This window comes from Vulcaniibacterium thermophilum (assembly GCF_007923255.1).
Taxonomy (GTDB): domain Bacteria; phylum Pseudomonadota; class Gammaproteobacteria; order Xanthomonadales; family Xanthomonadaceae; genus Lysobacter_F; species Lysobacter_F thermophilum.
The window spans coordinates 108,679-127,434 of the sequence record NZ_VOHJ01000003.1 but is presented as its reverse complement, the minus strand read 5'-3'; the positions used below and the strand labels follow the sequence as shown (position 1 = coordinate 127,434).

Annotated in this window: 14 protein-coding genes; 9 read left to right on the top strand and 5 right to left on the bottom strand. The window is 71.1% G+C overall.

Annotated features, from left to right (window positions below; all coding sequences use genetic code 11):
- Window positions 1-4: 4 nt before the first annotated feature.
- On the top strand, window positions 5-409 hold the full coding sequence (locus FQY64_RS02490; protein ID WP_222431745.1) for a hypothetical protein: 405 nt from the start codon (window positions 5-7) through the stop codon (window positions 407-409).
- A gap of 363 nt (window positions 410-772) precedes the next feature.
- Here FQY64_RS02490 and hrpB read toward each other — a convergent pair whose 3' ends face one another.
- Window positions 773-3,376: an ATP-dependent helicase HrpB gene (gene hrpB, locus FQY64_RS02485; protein ID WP_229814852.1), complete on the bottom strand. Its 2,604-nt coding sequence runs from the start codon at window positions 3,374-3,376 to the stop codon at window positions 773-775.
- Window positions 3,377-3,633: 257 nt separating this feature from the next.
- On the opposite strand from hrpB, the gene FQY64_RS02475 reads away from it, so the two are divergent.
- Window positions 3,634-4,440 (top strand): TatD family hydrolase, encoded by an 807-nt coding sequence (locus FQY64_RS02475; RefSeq protein WP_146472120.1) that lies wholly within the window; start codon window positions 3,634-3,636, stop codon window positions 4,438-4,440.
- Here FQY64_RS02475 and FQY64_RS02470 read toward each other — a convergent pair.
- The 3 genes from FQY64_RS02470 to FQY64_RS02460 are packed head-to-tail and all read right to left on the bottom strand — an operon-like array spanning window position 4,428 to window position 6,878.
- On the bottom strand, window positions 4,428-5,132 hold the full coding sequence (locus FQY64_RS02470) for an FRG domain-containing protein (RefSeq protein ID WP_146472119.1): 705 nt from the start codon (window positions 5,130-5,132) through the stop codon (window positions 4,428-4,430). The two genes, FQY64_RS02475 and FQY64_RS02470, sit on opposite strands and share 13 nt — an antisense overlap.
- A gap of 19 nt (window positions 5,133-5,151) precedes the next feature.
- Entirely contained in the window at window positions 5,152-5,922 is a 771-nt protein-coding gene (locus tag FQY64_RS02465; RefSeq protein ID WP_146472118.1) for an ABC transporter permease, read from the bottom strand.
- Window positions 5,919-6,878 (bottom strand): ABC transporter ATP-binding protein, encoded by a 960-nt coding sequence (locus tag FQY64_RS02460; protein ID WP_146472117.1) that lies wholly within the window; start codon window positions 6,876-6,878, stop codon window positions 5,919-5,921. The genes FQY64_RS02465 and FQY64_RS02460 overlap by 4 nt, the downstream gene beginning before the upstream one ends.
- 89 nt (window positions 6,879-6,967) lie before the next feature.
- On the opposite strand from FQY64_RS02460, the gene FQY64_RS02455 reads away from it, so the two are divergent.
- The 4 genes from FQY64_RS02455 to FQY64_RS02440 all read left to right on the top strand — a co-directional run bounded on the left by FQY64_RS02455 (window position 6,968) and on the right by FQY64_RS02440 (window position 11,601).
- Complete coding sequence (locus tag FQY64_RS02455) at window positions 6,968-7,717, top strand: ferredoxin--NADP reductase (RefSeq protein WP_146472161.1); 750 nt, start codon at window positions 6,968-6,970, stop codon at window positions 7,715-7,717.
- Window positions 7,718-8,151: 434 nt separating this feature from the next.
- Window positions 8,152-9,666 (top strand): alpha/beta hydrolase, encoded by a 1,515-nt coding sequence (locus FQY64_RS02450; RefSeq protein WP_146472116.1) that lies wholly within the window; start codon window positions 8,152-8,154, stop codon window positions 9,664-9,666.
- 4 nt (window positions 9,667-9,670) lie between these two features.
- Window positions 9,671-10,417 carry an ABC transporter ATP-binding protein gene (locus tag FQY64_RS02445; RefSeq protein ID WP_146472115.1) on the top strand — a complete coding sequence of 249 codons (747 nt, stop codon included), beginning with the start codon at window positions 9,671-9,673 and terminating at the stop codon, window positions 10,415-10,417.
- Window positions 10,414-11,601 carry an ABC transporter permease gene (locus FQY64_RS02440; RefSeq protein WP_146472114.1) on the top strand — a complete coding sequence of 396 codons (1,188 nt, stop codon included), beginning with the start codon at window positions 10,414-10,416 and terminating at the stop codon, window positions 11,599-11,601. The genes FQY64_RS02445 and FQY64_RS02440 overlap by 4 nt, the downstream gene beginning before the upstream one ends.
- 302 nt (window positions 11,602-11,903) lie before the next feature.
- On the opposite strand, the gene FQY64_RS02435 is transcribed toward FQY64_RS02440, so the two are convergent.
- The gene (locus FQY64_RS02435) at window positions 11,904-12,938 is read right to left on the bottom strand and encodes an energy transducer TonB (RefSeq protein WP_146472113.1); all 1,035 of its coding nucleotides are present in this window, start codon (window positions 12,936-12,938) and stop codon (window positions 11,904-11,906) included.
- Window positions 12,939-13,427: 489 nt separating this feature from the next.
- Here FQY64_RS02435 and FQY64_RS02430 point away from each other — a divergent pair, with 489 nt between their 5' ends.
- From FQY64_RS02430 to FQY64_RS02420, 3 genes are read left to right on the top strand one after another with little or no spacing between them, the layout of a single operon-like run.
- Window positions 13,428-16,466 carry an ATP-binding protein gene (locus tag FQY64_RS02430; protein ID WP_146472112.1) on the top strand — a complete coding sequence of 1,013 codons (3,039 nt, stop codon included), beginning with the start codon at window positions 13,428-13,430 and terminating at the stop codon, window positions 16,464-16,466.
- On the top strand, window positions 16,466-16,942 hold the full coding sequence (locus FQY64_RS02425) for a DUF7680 family protein (protein WP_146472111.1): 477 nt from the start codon (window positions 16,466-16,468) through the stop codon (window positions 16,940-16,942). The genes FQY64_RS02430 and FQY64_RS02425 overlap by 1 nt, the downstream gene beginning before the upstream one ends.
- Window positions 16,943-16,948: 6 nt before the next feature.
- Window positions 16,949-18,676 (top strand): ATP-binding protein, encoded by a 1,728-nt coding sequence (locus FQY64_RS02420; RefSeq protein ID WP_146472110.1) that lies wholly within the window; start codon window positions 16,949-16,951, stop codon window positions 18,674-18,676.
- Window positions 18,677-18,756 lie beyond the last annotated feature (80 nt).

Below are 18,756 nucleotides of genomic sequence, written 5' to 3'. Positions count from 1 at the left end.
AAGCGTGCTGTCGACGGCCGTGCTGTCCTGGCGCAGCCGGCGCGAGACCGGCCGCGGCGCCACCGCCACCAACGCCACCAGCCACTGGGTGTGGGGCGAGCCGGCGATGCGCCGCCGCGAACCGAGCGTGCGCCACACCGCGCTCGGCTACGCCATCCATCACGCCAGCTCGATTTTCTGGGCGGTCGCTTTCGAGCGGCTGATGCTGCGCAAGCGTGCGAGCGTCGCGCGCACGACCGGCACCGCCGCGGCGGTGAGCGCGATGGCCTACGCGGTCGACTACGGCCTGACGCCGAAGCGGCTCACGCCGGGGTTCGAACGTCACCTCGACGCACGCGGCATGCTGCTGACCTACGCCGCGGTGGCGGCCGGCTTCGCGCTCACCGCGCTGGCGCGGCGGCGGCGCTGAGGCGCGCGGAGACAAGCCCTCCCCTTCCAAGGGGAGGGTTTGGGAGGGGATGGTGTCAGCGGGCGTGTCGCGCGTGGATGACGCGTCCCACAACACCATCCCCACCCCGGCCCTCCCCTTGAAGGGGAGGGAGACAGGACCGCCCGCGGACGGGAGACGGGGCTTCTCGTGATCCGCGTTCATCCGCGTGATCCGCGGCCCGGCCCCCCAAAGCGCCTGCATGCTTTGAAGCCCTCCCCTTCAAGGGGAGGGTTTGGGAGGGGATGGTGTCAGCGGGCGTGTCGCGCGTGGATGACGCGTCCCACAACACCCTCCCCACCCCAGCCCTCCCCTTGAAGGGGAGGGAGACAAAACCCTCCACGGTCAGGTCCCGCGCGGCTTGGCGCGGTGAGTGGCGGTGGCGGTCCACGGGTCGTCGGGCCACGGATGCTTCGGGTAGCGGCCCTTCATCTCCTTCCTCACTTCCGGGTAGGTGCGCTCCCAGAAGCCGCGCAGGTCCTGCGTCACCTGCAAGGGGCGGCCAGCCGGCGACAGCAGGTGCAGGGTCAGCGGCACGCGGCCGTCGGCGATGCGCGGGGTGTCGGCCAGGCCGAACAGTTCCTGCAGCTTGACCGCCAGCACCGGCGCCACCGGCGCGTCGTGGGCGTCGTCCCAGCCGTATTCGATCGGGCGCTCGAGGCCGGAGGGCACGGCGATGCGGGTCGGCGCGAGGGCGTCGAGCTTCGCCCGCAGCGACCAGTCGAGCAGGCCGATGAGCGCGTCGGCGAACGCGCGCGCATCGAGCGCGTCCAGCCGCGACAGCCCGCGCAGCGCGGGCTTGAGCCAGTCGTCGAGCGTGGCGAGCAACGCGCCCTCCGACAGCTCCGGCCACGGATGCTCGGGGCACCAGACGCGCAGGCAGCGCACGCGCGCGCGCCACTGCACCAGCGTGTCGGTCCACGGCAGCGCGGACAGCCCGAGCTGGCGCACGGCATCGACCAGCGCATCGGCGTAGCGCGCCGGGTCCGGCTTCGCCAGCGGCCTGCGTTCCAGCACGATGCGCTCGAAGCGGCGTTCGCGCACCGCCGAGATCGCGCGCGCGTCGGCATCCCACACCACCCGGTCCTCGACCACGAAGCGCTCGGGCCAGTCGCGCTCCAGTCGCGCCGGATCGAGCGGCGCGGCGCGCAGGATCGGCGCGTCGCCGCGGTCGCTGTGGCGCAGCTCGTCGATCACCAGCCACGGCTCGCCGTACAGCGCGCTGTCGTCGAACAGGCGCGCGCTGCGGCCGTTGCTGAGCGGGTAGCGCAGCGGATCGGCCGGATGCTGGCGGGCGACGCGGTCGGGGAAGGCGAACTTCAGCAGATCGCCCAGCCGATGCGCGGGAGCGGCCTCGGGCGGGCGGGCGTCGAGCCGCAGGCGCTGCCGCCACGCGCGCGCGGCCTGGTCGATCGCTGCCAGCGCCGAGCGCGAGGCCTCGGGCGGCGTGCGCCCGGCGCGGAACGCGGCCAGCGCCTGCCAGCGCGTATGCAGCGCGTCGATGCGTGCGCGCAGCGGATCGCGCGCTTCGAGCAAGGCGGCCAGGTCGCAGGCGAGCGCGCGTTCGTCGGCGTCCTGCGGCGCCAGCAGCATCGCCGCCAGCCGCGGATGGGTGCCGAGCGCGAGCATGCGCCGGCCGAGCGGCGTGATCGCCTCGCCCTCGAGCGCGCCCAGCCGGCGCAGCAGGTCGCGCGCGGAGGCGAGCGCGCCGGGCGGCGGCGGATCGGGGAAGCGCAGGTCGCCGCCGCCCCACGCCGCCAGCTCGAGCGCGAGCGCCGCCAGATCCACCTGCGCGATCTCCGGCCGCCGTTGCGGCTCCAGCCGCTGCGACTGCGGCCACAGCCGGTACGCCCAACCCTCGGCGACGCGGCCGGCGCGACCGGCGCGCTGGTCGGCGGAGGCCTGCGCGATCGCCACCACCTCCAGCCGCGAGAAGCCGCTGGTGGGGTCGAAGCGCGGCTCGCGCGCGAGGCCCGAATCGATCACCACCCGCACGCCGGGCAGGGTCACGCTCGACTCGGCGACGTTGGTCGCCAGCACCACGCGCCGACGGCCGTCGGCGTGCGGCTGCAGCACGCGCGCCTGCTGCTCGACCGGCAGGTCGCCGTGCAGTTCGAGCACGTCCACCTCCTCCCCCTGCGCATGCAGGGGGAGGCCGGGAGGGGGTGAAGCGGCAACCGACACCGTCGTGCTGCGCAACCCCTCCCCAGCCCTCCCCTGCATCCGCAGGGGAGGGCGCGCCTGTTCGAGCGCGCGATGCACGCGCTCGATCTCGCGCCGGCCCGGCAGGAACACCAGCACGTCGCCCGGATGCCCGGCGAGCGCGTGTTCGACCGCGCGCCGCGCCTGGTGCTCCAGCGTCTCCTCGCGTCGCGCGGGGAAGTGCGCGATCCGCACCGGGAAGCCGCGGCCTTCGCTCGCCAGCCGCGGCGCGTCCAGCCACTGCGCGAGGCGTTCGCCATCGAGCGTGGCCGACATCACCACGATCCGCAGGTCCTCGCGCAGCCCGGCCTGCACGTCGAGCGCGAGCGCGAGGCCGAGGTCGGCCGACAGATGGCGCTCGTGGAACTCGTCGAACAGCAGCGCGCCGACGCCTTCCAGCGTCGGGTCGTCCTGGATCATGCGGGTGAGGATGCCCTCGGTGACCACCTCGATCCGCGTGCGCGCCGACACCCGGCTCTCGAAACGGATGCGGTAGCCGACCGTCTCACCCACCGCCTCGCCGCGCTGCTGCGCCATGAACTGCGCCGCCGCGCGCGCCGCGACCCGGCGCGGTTCCAGCATCACGATCCTGCGCCCCGCGAGCCACGGCGCTTCCAGCAGCGCCGGCGGCACCTGGGTGGTCTTGCCCGCGCCCGGCGGGGCTTCGAGCACCAGACGGGTGTGCTGCGCGAGCCGCTGGCGGATCTCCGGCAGCACAGCATCGATCGGGAAGGTCGGACGATTCACGCGCGAGAGGATAGCGACCGGTGCACGGCGCAGGCGGATGCGCCGCGTAGAATGGCGCGCCTCCGGCGCGCGCCCCCGACCCGCTCCCGCAAGCCGGAGAGGGCAGTCTCGATCCCGGCCCTGCTCGCCTCCCGACTCCCGACCCCCGATTCCCGACTTCCGATTCCCGACTTCCGATTCCCGACTTCCGATTCCCGACTCCCGACTCCCGACTCCCGATTCCCGATTCCCGATTCCCGATTCCCGATTCCCGCCCCATGCTGATCGACATCGGCGCCAACCTCACCCACGAGTCCTTCGACCACGACCGCGAGGCGGTGATCGCACGCGCGCGCGCGGCGGGCGTGACGCGGATGATCGTCACCGGCGCCGACCGCGCGCATTCGCCGAAGGCGCTGGCGCTGGCGCGCGCGTATCCGGGCGTGCTGTTCGCCACCGCCGGCGTGCATCCGCACCATGCCACCGAGTACACCGACGAGTGCGACGCCGAATTGCGCGCGCTGCATGCGCATCCGGAGGTGGTCGCGGTCGGCGAATGCGGGCTCGACTATTTCCGCGATTTCTCGCCGCGCCACGTGCAGCGCGCGGCGTTCGAGCGCCAGTTGCAGATCGCGGTCGACACCGGCAAGCCGCTGTTCCTGCACCAGCGCGACGCGCACGAGGACTTCGTCGCGATCATGCGCAACTTCGAGGGCCGGCTCGGACCGGCGGTGGTGCACTGCTTCACCGGCACCCGCAGGGAACTGTTCGAGTGCCTCGACCGCGACTGGTACATCGGCATCACCGGCTGGCTGTGCGACGAGCGCCGCGGCCAGCACCTGCGCGAGATCGTGCGCAACATCCCGGCCAACCGGTTGATGGTGGAGACCGACGCGCCCTACCTGCTGCCGCGCACGCTGAAACCGATGCCGAAGGACCGCCGCAACGAGCCGATGTGGCTGCCGCACATCGTCGAGGAGCTGGCGCGCGACCGCGGCGAGACCCCCGAGCAGGTCGCCGCCGCCACCACCGCCACCGCGAGCGCGTTCTTCCGCCTGCCGGCGCCGACGCCTCAGACCGCGTAATCGGCCAGCTTGGAACGCACCCAGCGCGCCACGCCTTCCAGACCCGGATAGATCGTGCGCGGATTGATGCCGAAGCGGCTGAGCGCGCGCCGCATGTCGCGCTTGGCCGCGGCCGGCACCACGAACGCGTCCAGCCGTGCGACCCGCTCCGGATCGTGCTCGGCGGCCAGCGGCAGCACGTCGAAGCCGCGCGCGGGCAGCGGGAAGGAGGTGAAGCAGCCTTCCTGCGCGCCCACCCGTTCGTTCACCAGCTCCGGATAGAACGTGCCGAGGTCGGCTTCCAGCTTCACCTGGGCCAGGTTGTCCCACCAGTACGCCGGCGAGAACGCCGCGACCACGCCGTCGACCTCGTCCGCGTCCGGATTGTCCACCGCGAAGTACAGCGCCTTCAGCGGGTTCGACGTCCAGTCCAGCAGCCGCGTCGGCAGCCCGTGGTGCTGCGCGTGGATCAGCTTCTCGACGTAGGACGCCGGACGCAGATCGCCGAACGGCAGCGCGAACTTCTCGAACTCGGCGATCAACCGCTGCTCCACTTCGGCGATCGAGGCGAAGCGGTCGCGCACGTGATCGGCGTAGCGCACGATGCTCGGCTGCAGCGGCCAGGCGGCGTTGGTCTGGCCGCGGAACATCTCGCAGCCGCAGGCCTCGGCCCACAGCAGGTAGCGGTTGATGAGGCTGATCTTCTCGTCCATCGCCCGCGCGTGGTCTCGTTCAGGAGCGCAAGCCTATCCCCCGACGCAGTAGCCACAGCGCGACGACGGTCAGCACGCCGGCGAACCCGAGCATCAGCGCGTAGGCCACCCACACCGGCACGTCGCTCACTCCGAGCAGGCCGTAGCGGAACGCGTTGACCATGTAGAACACCGGATTGGCGTGGGTGGCCGCCTCCGCCCACGGCGGCAGCAGCGTCACCGAGTAGAACACCCCGCCGAGGTAGGTCAGCGGCGTCAGGATGAAGGTCGGCACGATCGCGATGTCGTCGAACTTCTTCGCGTACACCGCGTTGATGAAGCCGGCCAGCGAGAAGATCGCCGCGCCCAGCAGCACGGTGGTCAGCGTCACCAGCGGGTGCGGGATGCGCACGCGGGTGAACAGCATCGCGATCGCCAGCACGATCGCGCCCACCATCAGGCCGCGCAGCACCGCGCCCAGCACGTAGCCGAGCAGCACCACCCAGTTCGGCATCGGGCTGACCAGCAGCTCCTCGACGTGGCGGCCGAACTTGGCGCCGAAGAACGAGGAGGAGATGTTGCCGTAGCTGTTCTGGATCACGCTCATCATCACCAGGCCGGGGACGATGAACTCCATGTAGCTGAAGCCGCCCATGTCGCCGATCCGCGAGCCGATCAGCCCGCCGAAGATCAGGAAGTACAGCGTCATGGTGATCGCCGGCGGCACCAGGGTCTGGCCCCAGATGCGCAGGATGCGCGCCACCTCGCGGCGGACGATGGTGCCCAGCGCGATCAGATCGGGATGGCTCATGCCGCGGCCTCCGCGCCGTTCTGCGTGGTCATGCGCACGAACAGCTCCTCCAGGCGGTTGGACTTGGTGCGCATCGAGCGGATGCGGATGCCGGCGGCGTCGAGCGCGGCGAACACGCGGTTGAGGTCCATCGCGCGCGGCATCTCCAGATCGAGGGTGTGATCGTCGGTGGCGGTCAGGCTGACGCCCTCGATCGGCGGCAGCGACGCCGGCAGCACGCCGTCGACGTCGAGCAGGAAGCCTTCGACGTCGAGCTTCGCGAGCAGCGCCTTCATCGGCCCCTGATCGACGATCTGGCCACGGTCGATGATCGCCAGATGCCGGCACAGGCTCTCGGCTTCCTCGAGGTAATGGGTGGTGAGGATGATCGTGGTGCCGCCGGCGTTGATCTCGCGCAGCGTCTTCCACATGCCGCGGCGGATCTCGATGTCCACGCCCGCGGTGGGCTCGTCCAGGATCAGCAGCTTCGGCTGCGTCATCATCGCCCGCGCGATCATCAGCCGCCGCTTCATGCCGCCGGACAGCGTGCGGCTCATGACGTTGGCCTTCTCCCACAGCTGCGCGCGCTTGAGTTCGACTTCCGCGCGCTGGAGCGCCTCGCGCCGCGGCACGCCGTAGAAGCCGGCGTAGTTGACCAGGATGTCGAGCGGCTTCTCGAACATGTTGAAGTTGATCTCCTGCGGCACCAGCCCGACCAGCCGCATCGCCGCGCTGCGCTCGCGCATCAGGTCGATGCCGAACACGCGCACCTCGCCGCTGGTGGCGTTCACCAGCGAGCTGACGATGCCGATCAAGGTCGACTTGCCGGCGCCGTTCGGCCCCAGCAGGGCGAAGAAGTCGCCGGGCCTGACCTCGAGCGAGACGCCCTTGAGCGCCTCGACGCGGTTGTCGTAGGTCTTGCGCAGGTCGCGGATGGCGAGCGCAGGCGCGTTCGCCGCCGGGGACGGTGTGCTCATGGAAAGGCCTGTACCGCGGGCTGCACGGTGGAAGGCCGTAGTATAGGCGCCCTCACGTGGCCACCCCGGCCACGCAGCGTTCCCGCCACGTGCCCGTCCATTTCCCGCTGAAGCTGGTTTCGCGCCGCATGCTGGCCCCGACCGTGGGCCACTACACGTTCGTGCGCGACGACGGCCAGCCGCTCGATTTCATCCCCGGCCAGTTCATCCAGGTCCATTTCCGCTACGCCGACGGCACCCCGACCAAGCGCAGCTATTCGCTGGCGACGATCCACGACCACGCGCTCGGTCCAGGCGAGGCGGTCGAGATCGCCGTCAGCTACGTGCCCGGCGGCGCGGCGACCGCGCTGTTCGAAGGCCTGAAGGAGGGCGACGCGATCGAGGCCAGCGGACCGTACGGCCGGTTCTGCCTGATGCCGGGCGATGCCAACCGCCGCTACCTGCTGATCGCCACCGGCACCGGCGTGACGCCGTACCGCTCGATGCTGCCGCAGCTCGAAACGCTGATGCGCGAGCGCGGCGTCGAGGTGGTGCTGCTGTTCGGCGCGCGCACGCCCGCCGAGCTGCTGTACGGCGGGGAGTTCCGCGCCTTCGCCGAGCGCCACCCGCAGTTCCGCTTCGTGCCGTGTTTCTCGCGCCAGATGCCCGACGCGCCGCATCCCGACGACCGCCACGGCTACGTGCAGCAGTTCCTCGCCGAGTTCGCGCCCGACGCGGCGGGCGACATCGCCTACCTGTGCGGCAACCCGAACATGGTCGATGCCTGCTTCGAGGCGTTGAAGGGCTGCGGACTGCCGGTGCCGCACATCCGCCGCGAGAAGTACGTCAGCAGCAAGTAAGCCCACCAGGCGGCGGATGCCCCGCCACGCGCAGCGCGCGTGGCGCTCGACCCTGCGCGCGGCAGTGCCGCGCAGGCGCAGGGTCTCGCCCGCCGCGAGAAGTACGTCAGCAGCAAGTAAGCCCACCAGGCGGCGGATGCCCCGCCACGCGCAGCGCGCGTGGCGCTCGACCCTGCGCGCGGCAGTGCCGCGCAGACGCAGGGTCTCGCCCGCCGCGAGAAGTACGTCAGCAGCAAGTAAGCCCGCCAGGCGGCGGATGCCCCGCCACGCGCGGCGCGCGTGGCGCTCGACGTAGCCGTCGCCCGCGCCGCGCTCTGGGGGGTGTGCCGGTTTGCGCAACGCCGCCGCCGCGCCGCCACCCCACCCGACCGTCGTCACCTTCCGGCCGCGCCGGTGGGCTGCCATGCTTCGCGCTTCCAACCGGGACGGATTCCATGACCCGCCTACGCCTGCTGGCCCCCGCGCTGGCCGCTGCCCTGGCCGCCGCCTGCACGCCCGCAACCCAGGACGACACCGCGTCCGCGCAACGCCGGTACGGGCAGCTCACGTTCAAACCGTGCACGCTGACCCACCCGTACGCCGCCGAGGCGATCGAGGCGCAATGCACGCGGATGCGGGTGCCGGAAAACCCCGCCGCGCCGCGCGGCCGCCAGGTGTCGCTCAACATCGCCTGGCTGCCCGCGACCAACGAAGGCGCCGGCACCGCGGACCCGGTGTTCTTCCTCGCCGGCGGCCCCGGCCAGGCCGCGACCGAAGTGTGGCCGGTGATCGACGCCGCATTCGCCGAAGTGCGCAAGAACCGCCACGTGATCCTGATCGATCAGCGCGGTACGGGCGGATCGAACCCGCTCGCCTGCCGCGACGAGCGCGGCGAGAACGCATTCACCGGCGACGACGAGGCCAGCGCCGAACCCGACCTCGCCACGGCGGTCGCCTTCGCCGAACGCTGCGCGCGCACGCTCGACGCCGATCCGCGCTTCTACACCACCACCGACGCCGTGCGCGATCTGGAATCGGTGCGCGCGGCGCTCGGCGCTGCGCGCGTCAACCTGGTCGGCGGCTCCTACGGCACGCGCGTCGCGCAGCAGTACGCGATGCGCCATCCCGAGCGCGTGCGCACGCTGGTGCTCGACGGCCTGGTGCCGAACGAGCTGATCCTCGGCAGCGAGCACGCGCGCAATCTCGACGCCTCGCTCGCGCTGCAGTTCGCGCGCTGCCAGCAACTCCCCGAATGCCGCGGCCGTTTCGGCGAGGATCTGCGCGCGCAGTTGCGGGCGGTGATGGCGCGCCTTGCGGCGCAGCCGGTCGAGGTCGACTACCGCGATCCGCAGACCGGCGAACGCCGGCGCGACCGCATCGGCGCCGGCCACGTCGCCGGCCTCACCCGCATGTTCGCCTACTGGCCGGAAGCGGCGGCGCTGCTGCCGCTGACGCTGAACGAGGCCGATGCCGGCCGCTACGAATCGCTGGCGGCGCTGGCGCGCATGGTGAGCGGGCAGGTCGGCGAGCAGATCACCCACGGCATGCAACTGTCGGTGATCTGCGCCGAGGATGCCGACCAGCTCACCGGCGATCCGTCCGATCTGGACACCGTGCTCGGCAGCGGGCTGTCCGACGTGCTGCTGGCGCAGTGCAAGGTGTGGCCCACCGGCACGCGGCCGGCCGATTTCCATGCGCCGCTGAAGTCGCAGGCCCCCGCGCTGCTGCTGTCCGGCGAGTTCGACCCGGTGACGCCGCCGCGCTACGGCGAGCAGGTGCTGAAGGGGCTGCCGAACGGCCGCCATCTCGTGCTGCGCGGGCGCGGCCACGGCAACTTCGGCGTCGGCTGCATGCCCAAGCTGCTGGGCCAGTTCCTCGAGCGCGCCGATGCGCGCTCGCTCGACGCCGGCTGCCTGGATGCGCTGCGTTACGTGCCGCCGTTCACCTCGTTCAACGGATGGGAGCCGTGAGCCGATGATCGTCGCCGACAACCTGCACAAGGCGTTCAGGACCAAGGCCGGGCTCGTGCGCGCGGTCGAAGGCGTCAGCTTCCAGGCGCGCGACGGCGAGATCACCGGCCTGCTCGGGCCCAACGGCGCCGGCAAGACCACCACGCTGCGCATGCTCTACACGCTGATGAAGCCCGACCAGGGCCGGGTCGAGGTCGACGGGCTGGACGCCGCGCGCAGTCCGGTGGCGGTGCGCCGCGCGCTCGGCGTGCTGCCGGACGCGCGCGGCGTCTACAAGCGCCTGACCGCGCGCGAGAACATCGCCTATTTCGGCGAGCTGCACGGCCTGGACCGCGCCCGCATCGAAGCGCGCACGCGCGTGCTGGCCGAGGCGCTGGACATGGCCGACATCCTCGACCGGCCGACCGAAGGCTTCTCGCAGGGCCAGCGCACCAAGACCGCGATCGCGCGCGCGCTGGTGCACGACCCCAAGAACGTGATCCTCGACGAGCCCACCAACGGCCTGGACGTGATGACCACGCGCGGCCTGCGCGGCTTCCTGCAACGGCTGAAGGCGGAGGGGCGCTGCGTGATCTTCTCCAGTCACATCATGCAGGAGGTGGCGGCGCTCTGCGACCGCATCGTGATCATCGCCCACGGCCGCGTGGTGGCCTCGGGCACCGCCGACGAGCTGCGCGCGCAGACCGGCGAGGCGAATCTGGAAGACGCCTTCGTCAAGGCGATCGGCTCGGAGGAGGGCCTGCAGGCATGAGCACGTCCGCGTTCTCCACCTTCCTCGCCGTGGTGCGCAAGGAGCTGCGCGACATCCGTCGCGACCGCCGCACGCTGGCGCTGGCGCTGCTGCTCGGTCCGCTGCTGTATCCGGCGCTGATGCTGGGCATGGGTTCGCTGGCCGAGAAGCGCGCGCGCACGCAACTGGAGAAGACGCTCGAGGTGCCGGTGGTCGGCGCCGAGCGCGCGCCCAATCTGGTCGACTTCCTCGCCACCCGCGGCATCCGCGCGGTCAAGCCGCCGGCCGACCTGGAAGGCGCGATCGCGCGGCAGGAGGTCGACGTCGCGCTGGAGATCGCGCCCGACTTCGCCGAGGCCTGGCGCGAGGGCCGGCCGGCGAAGGTCGAACTGGTGCTGGACAGCACCCGCCGCGACGCCGACATCCCGTCGCAGCGCCTGCGCAGCGCGCTGCGCGCCTACGCGCAGCAGATGGGCGCGCTGCGGCTGCTGGCGCGCGGCATCAGCCCCACCGTCACCGAGCCGCTCAACCTCGCCCAGCGCGACATGGCGTCCGAGCAGGCCAAGCGGGGCCAGTTGCTGTCGCTGCTGCTGCCGTATCTGCTGATCATCACCTCCTTCCTCGGCGGCTCGGCGCTGATCCTCGACGCCACCGCCGGCGAGCGCGAGCGGCAATCGCTCGAACCGCTGCTGGCCACGCCCGCGCGGCGCGGCGCGATCGTCAGCGGCAAGATCGCCGCCGCCTGCCTGCTTGGCCTGCTGTCGCTGCTGCTGACGCTGCTGGCGTTCAAGACCAGCGCGCAGGTCGCCGGCGACACCGGCCGGCTGCTCGACGTCAGCGCGACGGCGATCGCCAAGATGCTGCTGATCCTGGTGCCGATGCTGTTCATCGGCACGGCGTTGCTCACCTTCCTCGCCGCCGGCGCCAAGAGCATGAAGGAAGCGCAGAGCCACATGGTGTGGCTGATGCTGCTGCCGATGGTGCCGACCATCCTGCTGACGGTGAATCCGCTGAAGGCGCAACTGTGGCAGTTCGCGGTGCCGTTCCTCGCCCAGAACCAGATGCTGCTGAAGGTGATCCGCGGCGAGACGATCGCCCCGCAGGTCTGGGCGCTGTACCTGGCCGCCGGCTTCGCCCTGGCGGCGGTGCTCTGGTACGGCGCGGTGCGCCGCTATCACCAGGAGCGGCTGGCGATCTCGGCCTGAGCGGCGGGTGCCCCCGCTGCGGCCACGCGTCGCGGCGGGCGTCGCCCGGACAAGAAGGCCGCAGGCCGCGTGCGGGTACGGCGCCGCGCCCGGTTCAGCGGCGTAGCCCGGACAAGGCCGCAGGCCGCGTGCGGGTTGGGTGCCGTGCCCCGGGTCGCGGCTGAAGCCGCTCGCACAGGGCGGCGAACGCGCGTCTTCCCGGAGCGGCTGCAGCCGCGACGCCCTTCGTCTCCCAGGACCGCACACCCGCAAAACGACAACGGACGGGTCTCCCCGTCCGTTGTCCGCACCGCCGCAGGGCGTCAACCGCCCGGATTGAAGTTGATCGTGCGGCGCGTGGTGACCGCGTTGCCGACCGGCTGGAAGCGCCAGCGGCGCACCGCGTTGACCGCCTCGCGGTCGAAGATGCGCGGCGGGTTGGCGCGCACCACGCGCGCGTTGGCGACCGTGCCGTCCGGCGCCACGGTGAACTCGACCAGCACCTCGCCCGAGGTGCCGGCGCGCAGCGCCTCTGGCGGATAACGCGGCGCCGGGGTGGAGATCGGACGCAGGTCGGCCGCCGACGCGGTGGCGGTCTGCGCCGCTGCCGGCTGCTGGGCGCGCTGTTCGGCCGCGCGCTGCTCGGCGGCGCGCTGCTCGGCCGCGCGCTGTTCGGCAGCGCGTTGCTCGGCGGCGCGCTGTTCGGCCGCGCGCCGCTCGGCGTCCTGCTGCGCGGCGAGCTGGCGCGCGGCTTCCTCCTGCTGGCGCTGCTGGTCGAGCTGCCGCTGGCGCTCGATCTCCTGCTGGCGCTTGGCCTCCTCCTCGGCGGTCAGCTTCTGCTGCTCGGCGCGCTGCGCCGCGGCCTGCTGCGCGCTGGCGATGCTGCCCTTCAGGCGCGCCAGCGCCGGGTGCTGGGCGTCGGCCTTCTCCAGCAGCGCGGTCAGGCGCTGCGCCTCGGCGAAGTCCTCGCGCGCCACGCTCTGTTCGACCGCGATCACCGTCATCGGCAGCAGATCGGTCAGCGCGCTGGCGACCGACGGGTCGTTCTGCCTCTTGTCGCGCAGCGCGAGGTAGTACTCGACCGCGTTGTCGCCGGCCGGCGCGTACAGCCGATTCTCGGCGTAGGCCTTGCGGGCGGCCTCCGCGAGCTGTTCCGGCGTCATCGCCGCGATCTTCTCGGACACCGCGGTCGCCGGCGTGGCCTGCTGCTGGGCCTGCTTCGCCGGGCCCGCGGCCTGCGGCTGCTCGGCCTCGTCCTTGCCGCAACCGGCCAGCGCGAGTGCGACCGCCAGCGCGGCGACCGCATGGGTGGTGTAACGCACCCGACGGACGCGCCGGGTCTCGGATTGGACACGCATCTTCGAACTCCCCCTGGGTGCGCGCCATACGCGCGCGCGGCCTCTAGGACGCTCCAGCACGGGCCGTTTGTCAAGCCTGAAGGCAGGGGCACGCCTCTTGCGTGAAGCGCGGCCCACTTCCCATGCTCGTGCCATTGATCGGAGCCCGAAGAGCGGCAATGGGGCAATGCCATTAAAGAGCCAGCATCGGCGCCGCTTTCCCCCTTCGAGCGCTCTGTTGGGCTCGCCGACACCTAGGCCGGCTACCGCTGACTGCGCGGCGGCCGATCCCGCTGGTCCGGTCGAAATTCTTTGGGTGCCGAGGCCCAGTCAGAACGGGCATGGGCGCGCAGGTTCCCGGATGGCGCTCCCTTGAGCCGGTAGAGCGCCGTTGGCGAGGCACTGACCCGGCTGGTTCTCGCCTGCTGAGGCTATGGCCATAATCGGAAGGGGGCTGGGCGCGTAGCCGGCACGGCACTAACGTAAGTCACGCAGAAGGAATCACCGGAAATGGCGGCACCGACCATCTTTGACGCCTGTCTGCCGCGGGATGACGTGCGCGAGGGGCGCATCAGCGATGCTGATCTGGCTGCCGATCTGGCTGCCGTCATCCGCGGCAAGGCGGTGCTGGACTATTCCGACCCAGCGCGATTCTTCGCCAACACCTACCCGACTCGTGGCCTAAAGAACCTCCTTGATGCCGTCTGCAGGCGCCTGAGCGGTGCCGGCGGCGAAGCGGCGGCCGTGCTTCGCTTGGACACCTCGTTCGGCGGCGGCAAGACCCACGGCCTCATCGCGCTGGTCCATGCGGCCCGCGGAATGAAGGGCGTTGTCCGACCCGAGGAGTTCATTGACCCTGCCCTGCTGCCTGCAGGCCCCGTGCGGATCGCCGCTTTCGATGGCGAGAATGCGGATCCCGCCAACGGTCGATCGATGGGCGGCGGCGTCCGCGCGCACACGCCTTGGGGCGAGATCGCTTACGCCTTGGCCGGCAAGGACGGCTTCGAGCGCGTGCGTGCCAGCGACGAACAGGCGGTCGCGCCCGGTGCCGATACGCTCAAGGAGCTGTTCGGCAACCAGCCCACCCTGATCCTTCTGGACGAACCGGCCATCTATCTGCGCAAAGTCCGTGGACTCCCCCACGGCGGGCGTGACCAGCTTGCCGCGTTTTTGACCTCGCTGATCAAGGCCGTCGAATCCTCGCCCAACGTTTCGCTGGTCTTCTCCCTCGCGGTGGGCAAGGATGGCCGGGCCTCCGATGCCTATGCCGAAGAGAACGATTTCCTGGCCAGCCGGATGGCAGAGATCGAGAGTGTCGCCGCGCGAAAGGCAACGCTGCTGAATCCAACCGAAGACGATGAGACCCCGCTGGTTCTCCGGCGCCGGCTCTTCGCGCAGATCGATCCACACAAGGCAGCCGAGGCCGTTGCGGCCTACCGCGCCCTTTGGAAGCAGCATGCGGCGGCGCTGCCGTCTAGCGCGGCGGATGGCGACATCGCCGAGCAGTTCGAGCGCAGCTACCCACTGCACCCCGCGCTGCTGGACACCTTGACGCACAAGACTGCGACGCTCGGAACCTTCCACCGGGTGCGCGGCATGCTTCGCCTGCTGGTCCGCACCGTCGCCCAGCTCTGGCAGGATCGCCCGGCCGACGCCACGGCGATCCATCTTCACCATGTCGATCCGGCCAACCCGGCGATCTACCAGGAGATCGTCACCCGGTTGCAGCAGCCCGAGCTGGTCCCGGCTATCCGTGCCGATGTCGCGGGCGAGAAGGGTCAGCTTGCGCTCGCCCAGCAGATCGACAAGGCGCAGTACGCGGGCCTGCCGCCCTACACCGCCTATGTGGCGCGTACGATCCTGATGCACACGCTAGCGTTCAACTCGGATCTGCGTGGCGTCAACGCCGACGAGATGCGGCTGGCGATGCTGGGTCCGGCCCTGGACGGCGCCTTCATCGACGATGCCAGGACCCGCTTCCGCGACCAGTCGGCCTACCTCGACGACCGACCCAACGCTCCGTTGCGCTTCCTCTACGAACCGAACCTCACCCAGCTGGTGCGGCGGGAGGAGCGCAATGTAGACCGGGAAGAGCTCCGCGCCACCCTCCAAGATGAGATCCGCCGCATTTTCGGCGGGACGACCCTGGAGCTCGTGCCGTTTCCGGCGGGCCCCTGGGACGTGCCCGACGACGTGGGCAGCGGCGCGCCCCGCCTCGCCCTCATCAATCACGAGGCCGATGCCGTCGCCCCGGGTCAGGAGGGCGTGCCCGAGCGCGTGCAGGAGATCTTCGAGCGCAAGGGCAACGCCGGCAGCCTGCGGATGCTGCGTAACAACCTGGTTTTTCTGGTTGCCGATCAGTCGCGCATCGAGCAGATGGTCGAGAAGATGAAACGCAGGATCGCGCTGCAGCAGATGACCCGCAGCGAACGTATCCGCGAGCTGCCCGAGCACCACCAGGCCAAGCTGAGGGAGTGGCAGGAGCGCTCGCGTCACGAGTTGGCGGTGGCCATCGCCCAGTGCTACCGCAACCTCTACTACCCGGCGCGCAACCGCGCCGCTGGCGCCAGCGTTGACTTGGCGCACTCGGTCATCGAGCTGGGCACCGCCTCCGACCGGCCCGGCGCCGGCCAGCAGCAGGTGCTGACGGCGCTGCGCGACCTCAACAAGCTGCGCGGCGTCGAGGATGCGCCGGAGTCGCCCGCCTACGTGCGCGACCGGACACCCCTGAAGCGCGGCCAGATCAGCACGGCTGATCTGCGCAACGAGTTCCGCAAGGATCCGGCGCTCTCGATCCTCCTCGGCGACGACGCCTTCATCAAGCTGGTTCGCACCGGCGTCGAGCGCGGCGACTACATCTACCGCCGCGGAGAGCTGGTCTATGGCCAGGGCGACCCCGGCGCGCAGATCATGATTGACGAGCAGTCCTTCGTGCTGACCCGCGCATTCGCCGAGCAGAGCGGGCTGTGGCCTCGCAAGCCGGCCGGCGAGCCTTCGCCCGGCCCTGGTGCGCTGCCACCGCCCAGCGGCACGCCCTCTGGCGGCGGTACGCCCGCCCCCTACACCCCTCATACGCCGACAGGCCAACCGCCCGTCGCGGATGGTCAGCCCCGCCTGCAGGCCGAGGGCCCGCTCAAGGAAGCCCTCGGGGTCCTGTTCGACAAGGCTAGGGGCAGCGGCTGCAAGCAGCTGGCGGCGCTGACGGTGCAATGCTTCGACGCCGGCGACCTGTTCCGGCTGCTCCCTGCAGCGAACGGCATTTCCGGTGCCAGCAAGCGCGTCACCGTGAACGTCGAGCTGGAAATGGCCGAGGGGGGACTGCTGGTCATCGAGTTCGCGGGCCCGCTGACCGAGGCCCAGCTGGTACGCGAGTTCCTGCAGCCGCAGCTGACCGCCGCCAAGGACAAGAATCCGCGGATGCTCAAGGTCGAGCTTCGCTTCAATGATGGCCTTGATCTGTCGGGGGATGCGCCGGAGCGCCTGCGAGATCAGCTCACCCGCGTGGGCAACGGCGCCGCCTTCGTCTCTGCCGAAGCGGAGCGCGCCTGATGGCGGGCCGCAACGTCAAATCCATCCGCCCCGCCCGCAGCGCGGCGCCCCGTTACGAGCTGAGGCTCTACCGCCACGGCCCGGGCGACAGCGAGATGCGCGTCTATCGCCTGCCGGTCGCCACCAGCGAGGATGGCGAGGCCGTTTTCGTCGGCGGCCTGCGCGGCGCCGGGCTGGAGCGCTTCGAGCCGCGTATCCTGCGCATGCTGCGCCAGCAAGGTGTCCGCCTGGGGCCGGGCCAGCCCGGGCGTCGCAATACCCAGCCCTTGGACGAGGAAAGCGCCCTGATCCTGGGCCTGCTCTTCCGCACCCTGGCCCCCATGCGTAACCGTGAGAACATGCAGGCCTGCGTGGACGGCATCGAACGCATGGGCCGCGAGGAAGCCGCCTACTGGCTCGGCATGGTCATGCACCGGCGCAAGCCGAGGCGCGTGCTGCAGGCCCTGCGCATCGTGCTCAGCGCCTCGGAGGATTGATACGCCGTGCGCAGCGTCCAGGACGTACGCGAACTGCTCGACCGTCTCGATGAGGTCGAGGCCGACGCGCTCGAAGCCCAGGACCTCGACTTCAAGCGCTGGGACGGGCGCAGCCTGTCCGACATGCGGCGCACGCTGATTGACGTAGCCGTATGCATGGCCAACGGCGGTGGCGGCACCGTGGTGCTCGGCGTGGCCGACCGGGTGATCGGTCGCCGCGCCGCCATCCTCGGCGTGCCGCCGGAGATCGACACCAACACCCTGGTCCGCGAGATCTACGCCAACACCGACCCGCGCCTGACGCCGGATTTCGAGGAGTTGTCGGTCCCCGAGGGCACCGGCCGGCTGCTGCTGATGCAGGTGCGTGGCCCGATGCGGCCCTACACCGACAGCGCCGGTCGCGGCAGCATCCGCATTGACAAGAGCTGCGAGCCGCTCACCGGCAGCGCCCGCCGCGACCTGCTGATGGCCTCAGGCCAGGCCGATTACTCCGCCCAGCCTGCTGAAGCGACCTGGTCGGATCTTTCGCCCTCCGCGCTGGAGGCCCTGCGCCGGGCCGCCCGCGCCGAGCGCAGCCCGGAAGACCTGCTGACGCTGTCCGATCGCGACCTGATCGACAGGCTGGGCCTGGCCCCGAATGGGCGGCTGACCATCGCGGCCCTGCTGCTCGCCGGCACGCCCGAAGCCATCGCGCGCAACGTCTCCGGTTACGGCTGGACCCATCTGCGCATGCGCAACGCCACCGAGTACAGCGACCGTGCCGACGGCGGCGAAGCTCTGCCGGTGGCGCTTATCAGGCTGCTGGACCGGGTCATGGCCGACAACCCCATCGCCACCGTCCAGCAGGGCCTGTATCACTTCGAGTACCGCGCCTATCCCGAGCTGGCCCTGCGCGAGGCGCTGCTGAACGCGCTCTGCCACGCCGACTACCAGCGCGGCGCGCCGATCATCGTCAAGCAGTACCCGCAACGCCTGGAGATCAGCAACCCAGGCGGCCTGGTCGGCGACATCACGCCCGAGAACATCCTCCACCACCCGCCGGCGCCGCGGAATCCGATGCTGGTCAACGCGCTGGTGCAGCTGCGCCTGGTCAACCGCAGCAACCTCGGTGTCAGTCGCATGTTCAAGGCCTTCCTCTTGGAGGGCAAACCGCCGCCGGCGATCGAGGAGCGCGGCGAATCGGTGACCGTCACCTTCCTGCGCCATGAGTTCTCCGAGCCGTTCCGGCGCTTCGCCCAGGAGGAGTCCGAAGCCGGCCGCGACCTCGACGTGGACCAGCTGCTGGTCCTGCAGCACCTCCTCACCCACCCGGAAATCGACACCTCCACCGCCGCCCGGCTGTGTCAGCGCGGCGAGGCGCTGGCGCGGGAAACGCTGAACGCGATGGAGACCGAGCGCGGCTATCTCGAACGCGGTGGGGCCGGCGGGCGAGGCAGCTACTGGACGCTGCGTGCCGACCTGCATCGCCGCCTGGGCGGTAGCGGCGATCCGGATCGGCAGCGACGCATCAGCCTGGAAGCGGCCAAGACCCGCATCCTTTCGCTTCTGCAGGAGCGCGCCGCTCGCGGCGAGCCGGGCCTGACCAACGAGGATCTGCGCCGGATCACCCATCTGGACCGCTCGCAGGTGGTTCGCCTGATGCGTGAACTGCGCGCTGCCCACCCCGAGCTGCGTGCGCCCGGCCGCGGTCGCGGTGCCCAGCATCGCTGGGTGCCCGCGGGGACGACGGAATGAGACGGCGCGCATTGATGTCGCATTTCCAGCCGATGAATGAGCGAGAAATGCGCGCCGGGCATTTCCGGGCGCATTTCGAT

Coding starts and splice junctions, on each gene's coding strand:
- FQY64_RS02475 (WP_146472120.1), top strand. CDS start 3,634: ATGCTGATCGACATCGGCGCCAACCTCACCCACGAGTCCTTCGACCAC.
- FQY64_RS02470 (WP_146472119.1), bottom strand. CDS start 5,132: ATGGACGAGAAGATCAGCCTCATCAACCGCTACCTGCTGTGGGCCGAG.
- FQY64_RS02465 (WP_146472118.1), bottom strand. CDS start 5,922: ATGAGCCATCCCGATCTGATCGCGCTGGGCACCATCGTCCGCCGCGAG.
- FQY64_RS02460 (WP_146472117.1), bottom strand. CDS start 6,878: ATGAGCACACCGTCCCCGGCGGCGAACGCGCCTGCGCTCGCCATCCGC.
- FQY64_RS02450 (WP_146472116.1), top strand. CDS start 8,152: ATGACCCGCCTACGCCTGCTGGCCCCCGCGCTGGCCGCTGCCCTGGCC.
- FQY64_RS02445 (WP_146472115.1), top strand. CDS start 9,671: ATGATCGTCGCCGACAACCTGCACAAGGCGTTCAGGACCAAGGCCGGG.
- FQY64_RS02440 (WP_146472114.1), top strand. CDS start 10,414: ATGAGCACGTCCGCGTTCTCCACCTTCCTCGCCGTGGTGCGCAAGGAG.
- FQY64_RS02435 (WP_146472113.1), bottom strand. CDS start 12,938: ATGCGTGTCCAATCCGAGACCCGGCGCGTCCGTCGGGTGCGTTACACC.
- FQY64_RS02430 (WP_146472112.1), top strand. CDS start 13,428: ATGGCGGCACCGACCATCTTTGACGCCTGTCTGCCGCGGGATGACGTG.
- FQY64_RS02425 (WP_146472111.1), top strand. CDS start 16,466: ATGGCGGGCCGCAACGTCAAATCCATCCGCCCCGCCCGCAGCGCGGCG.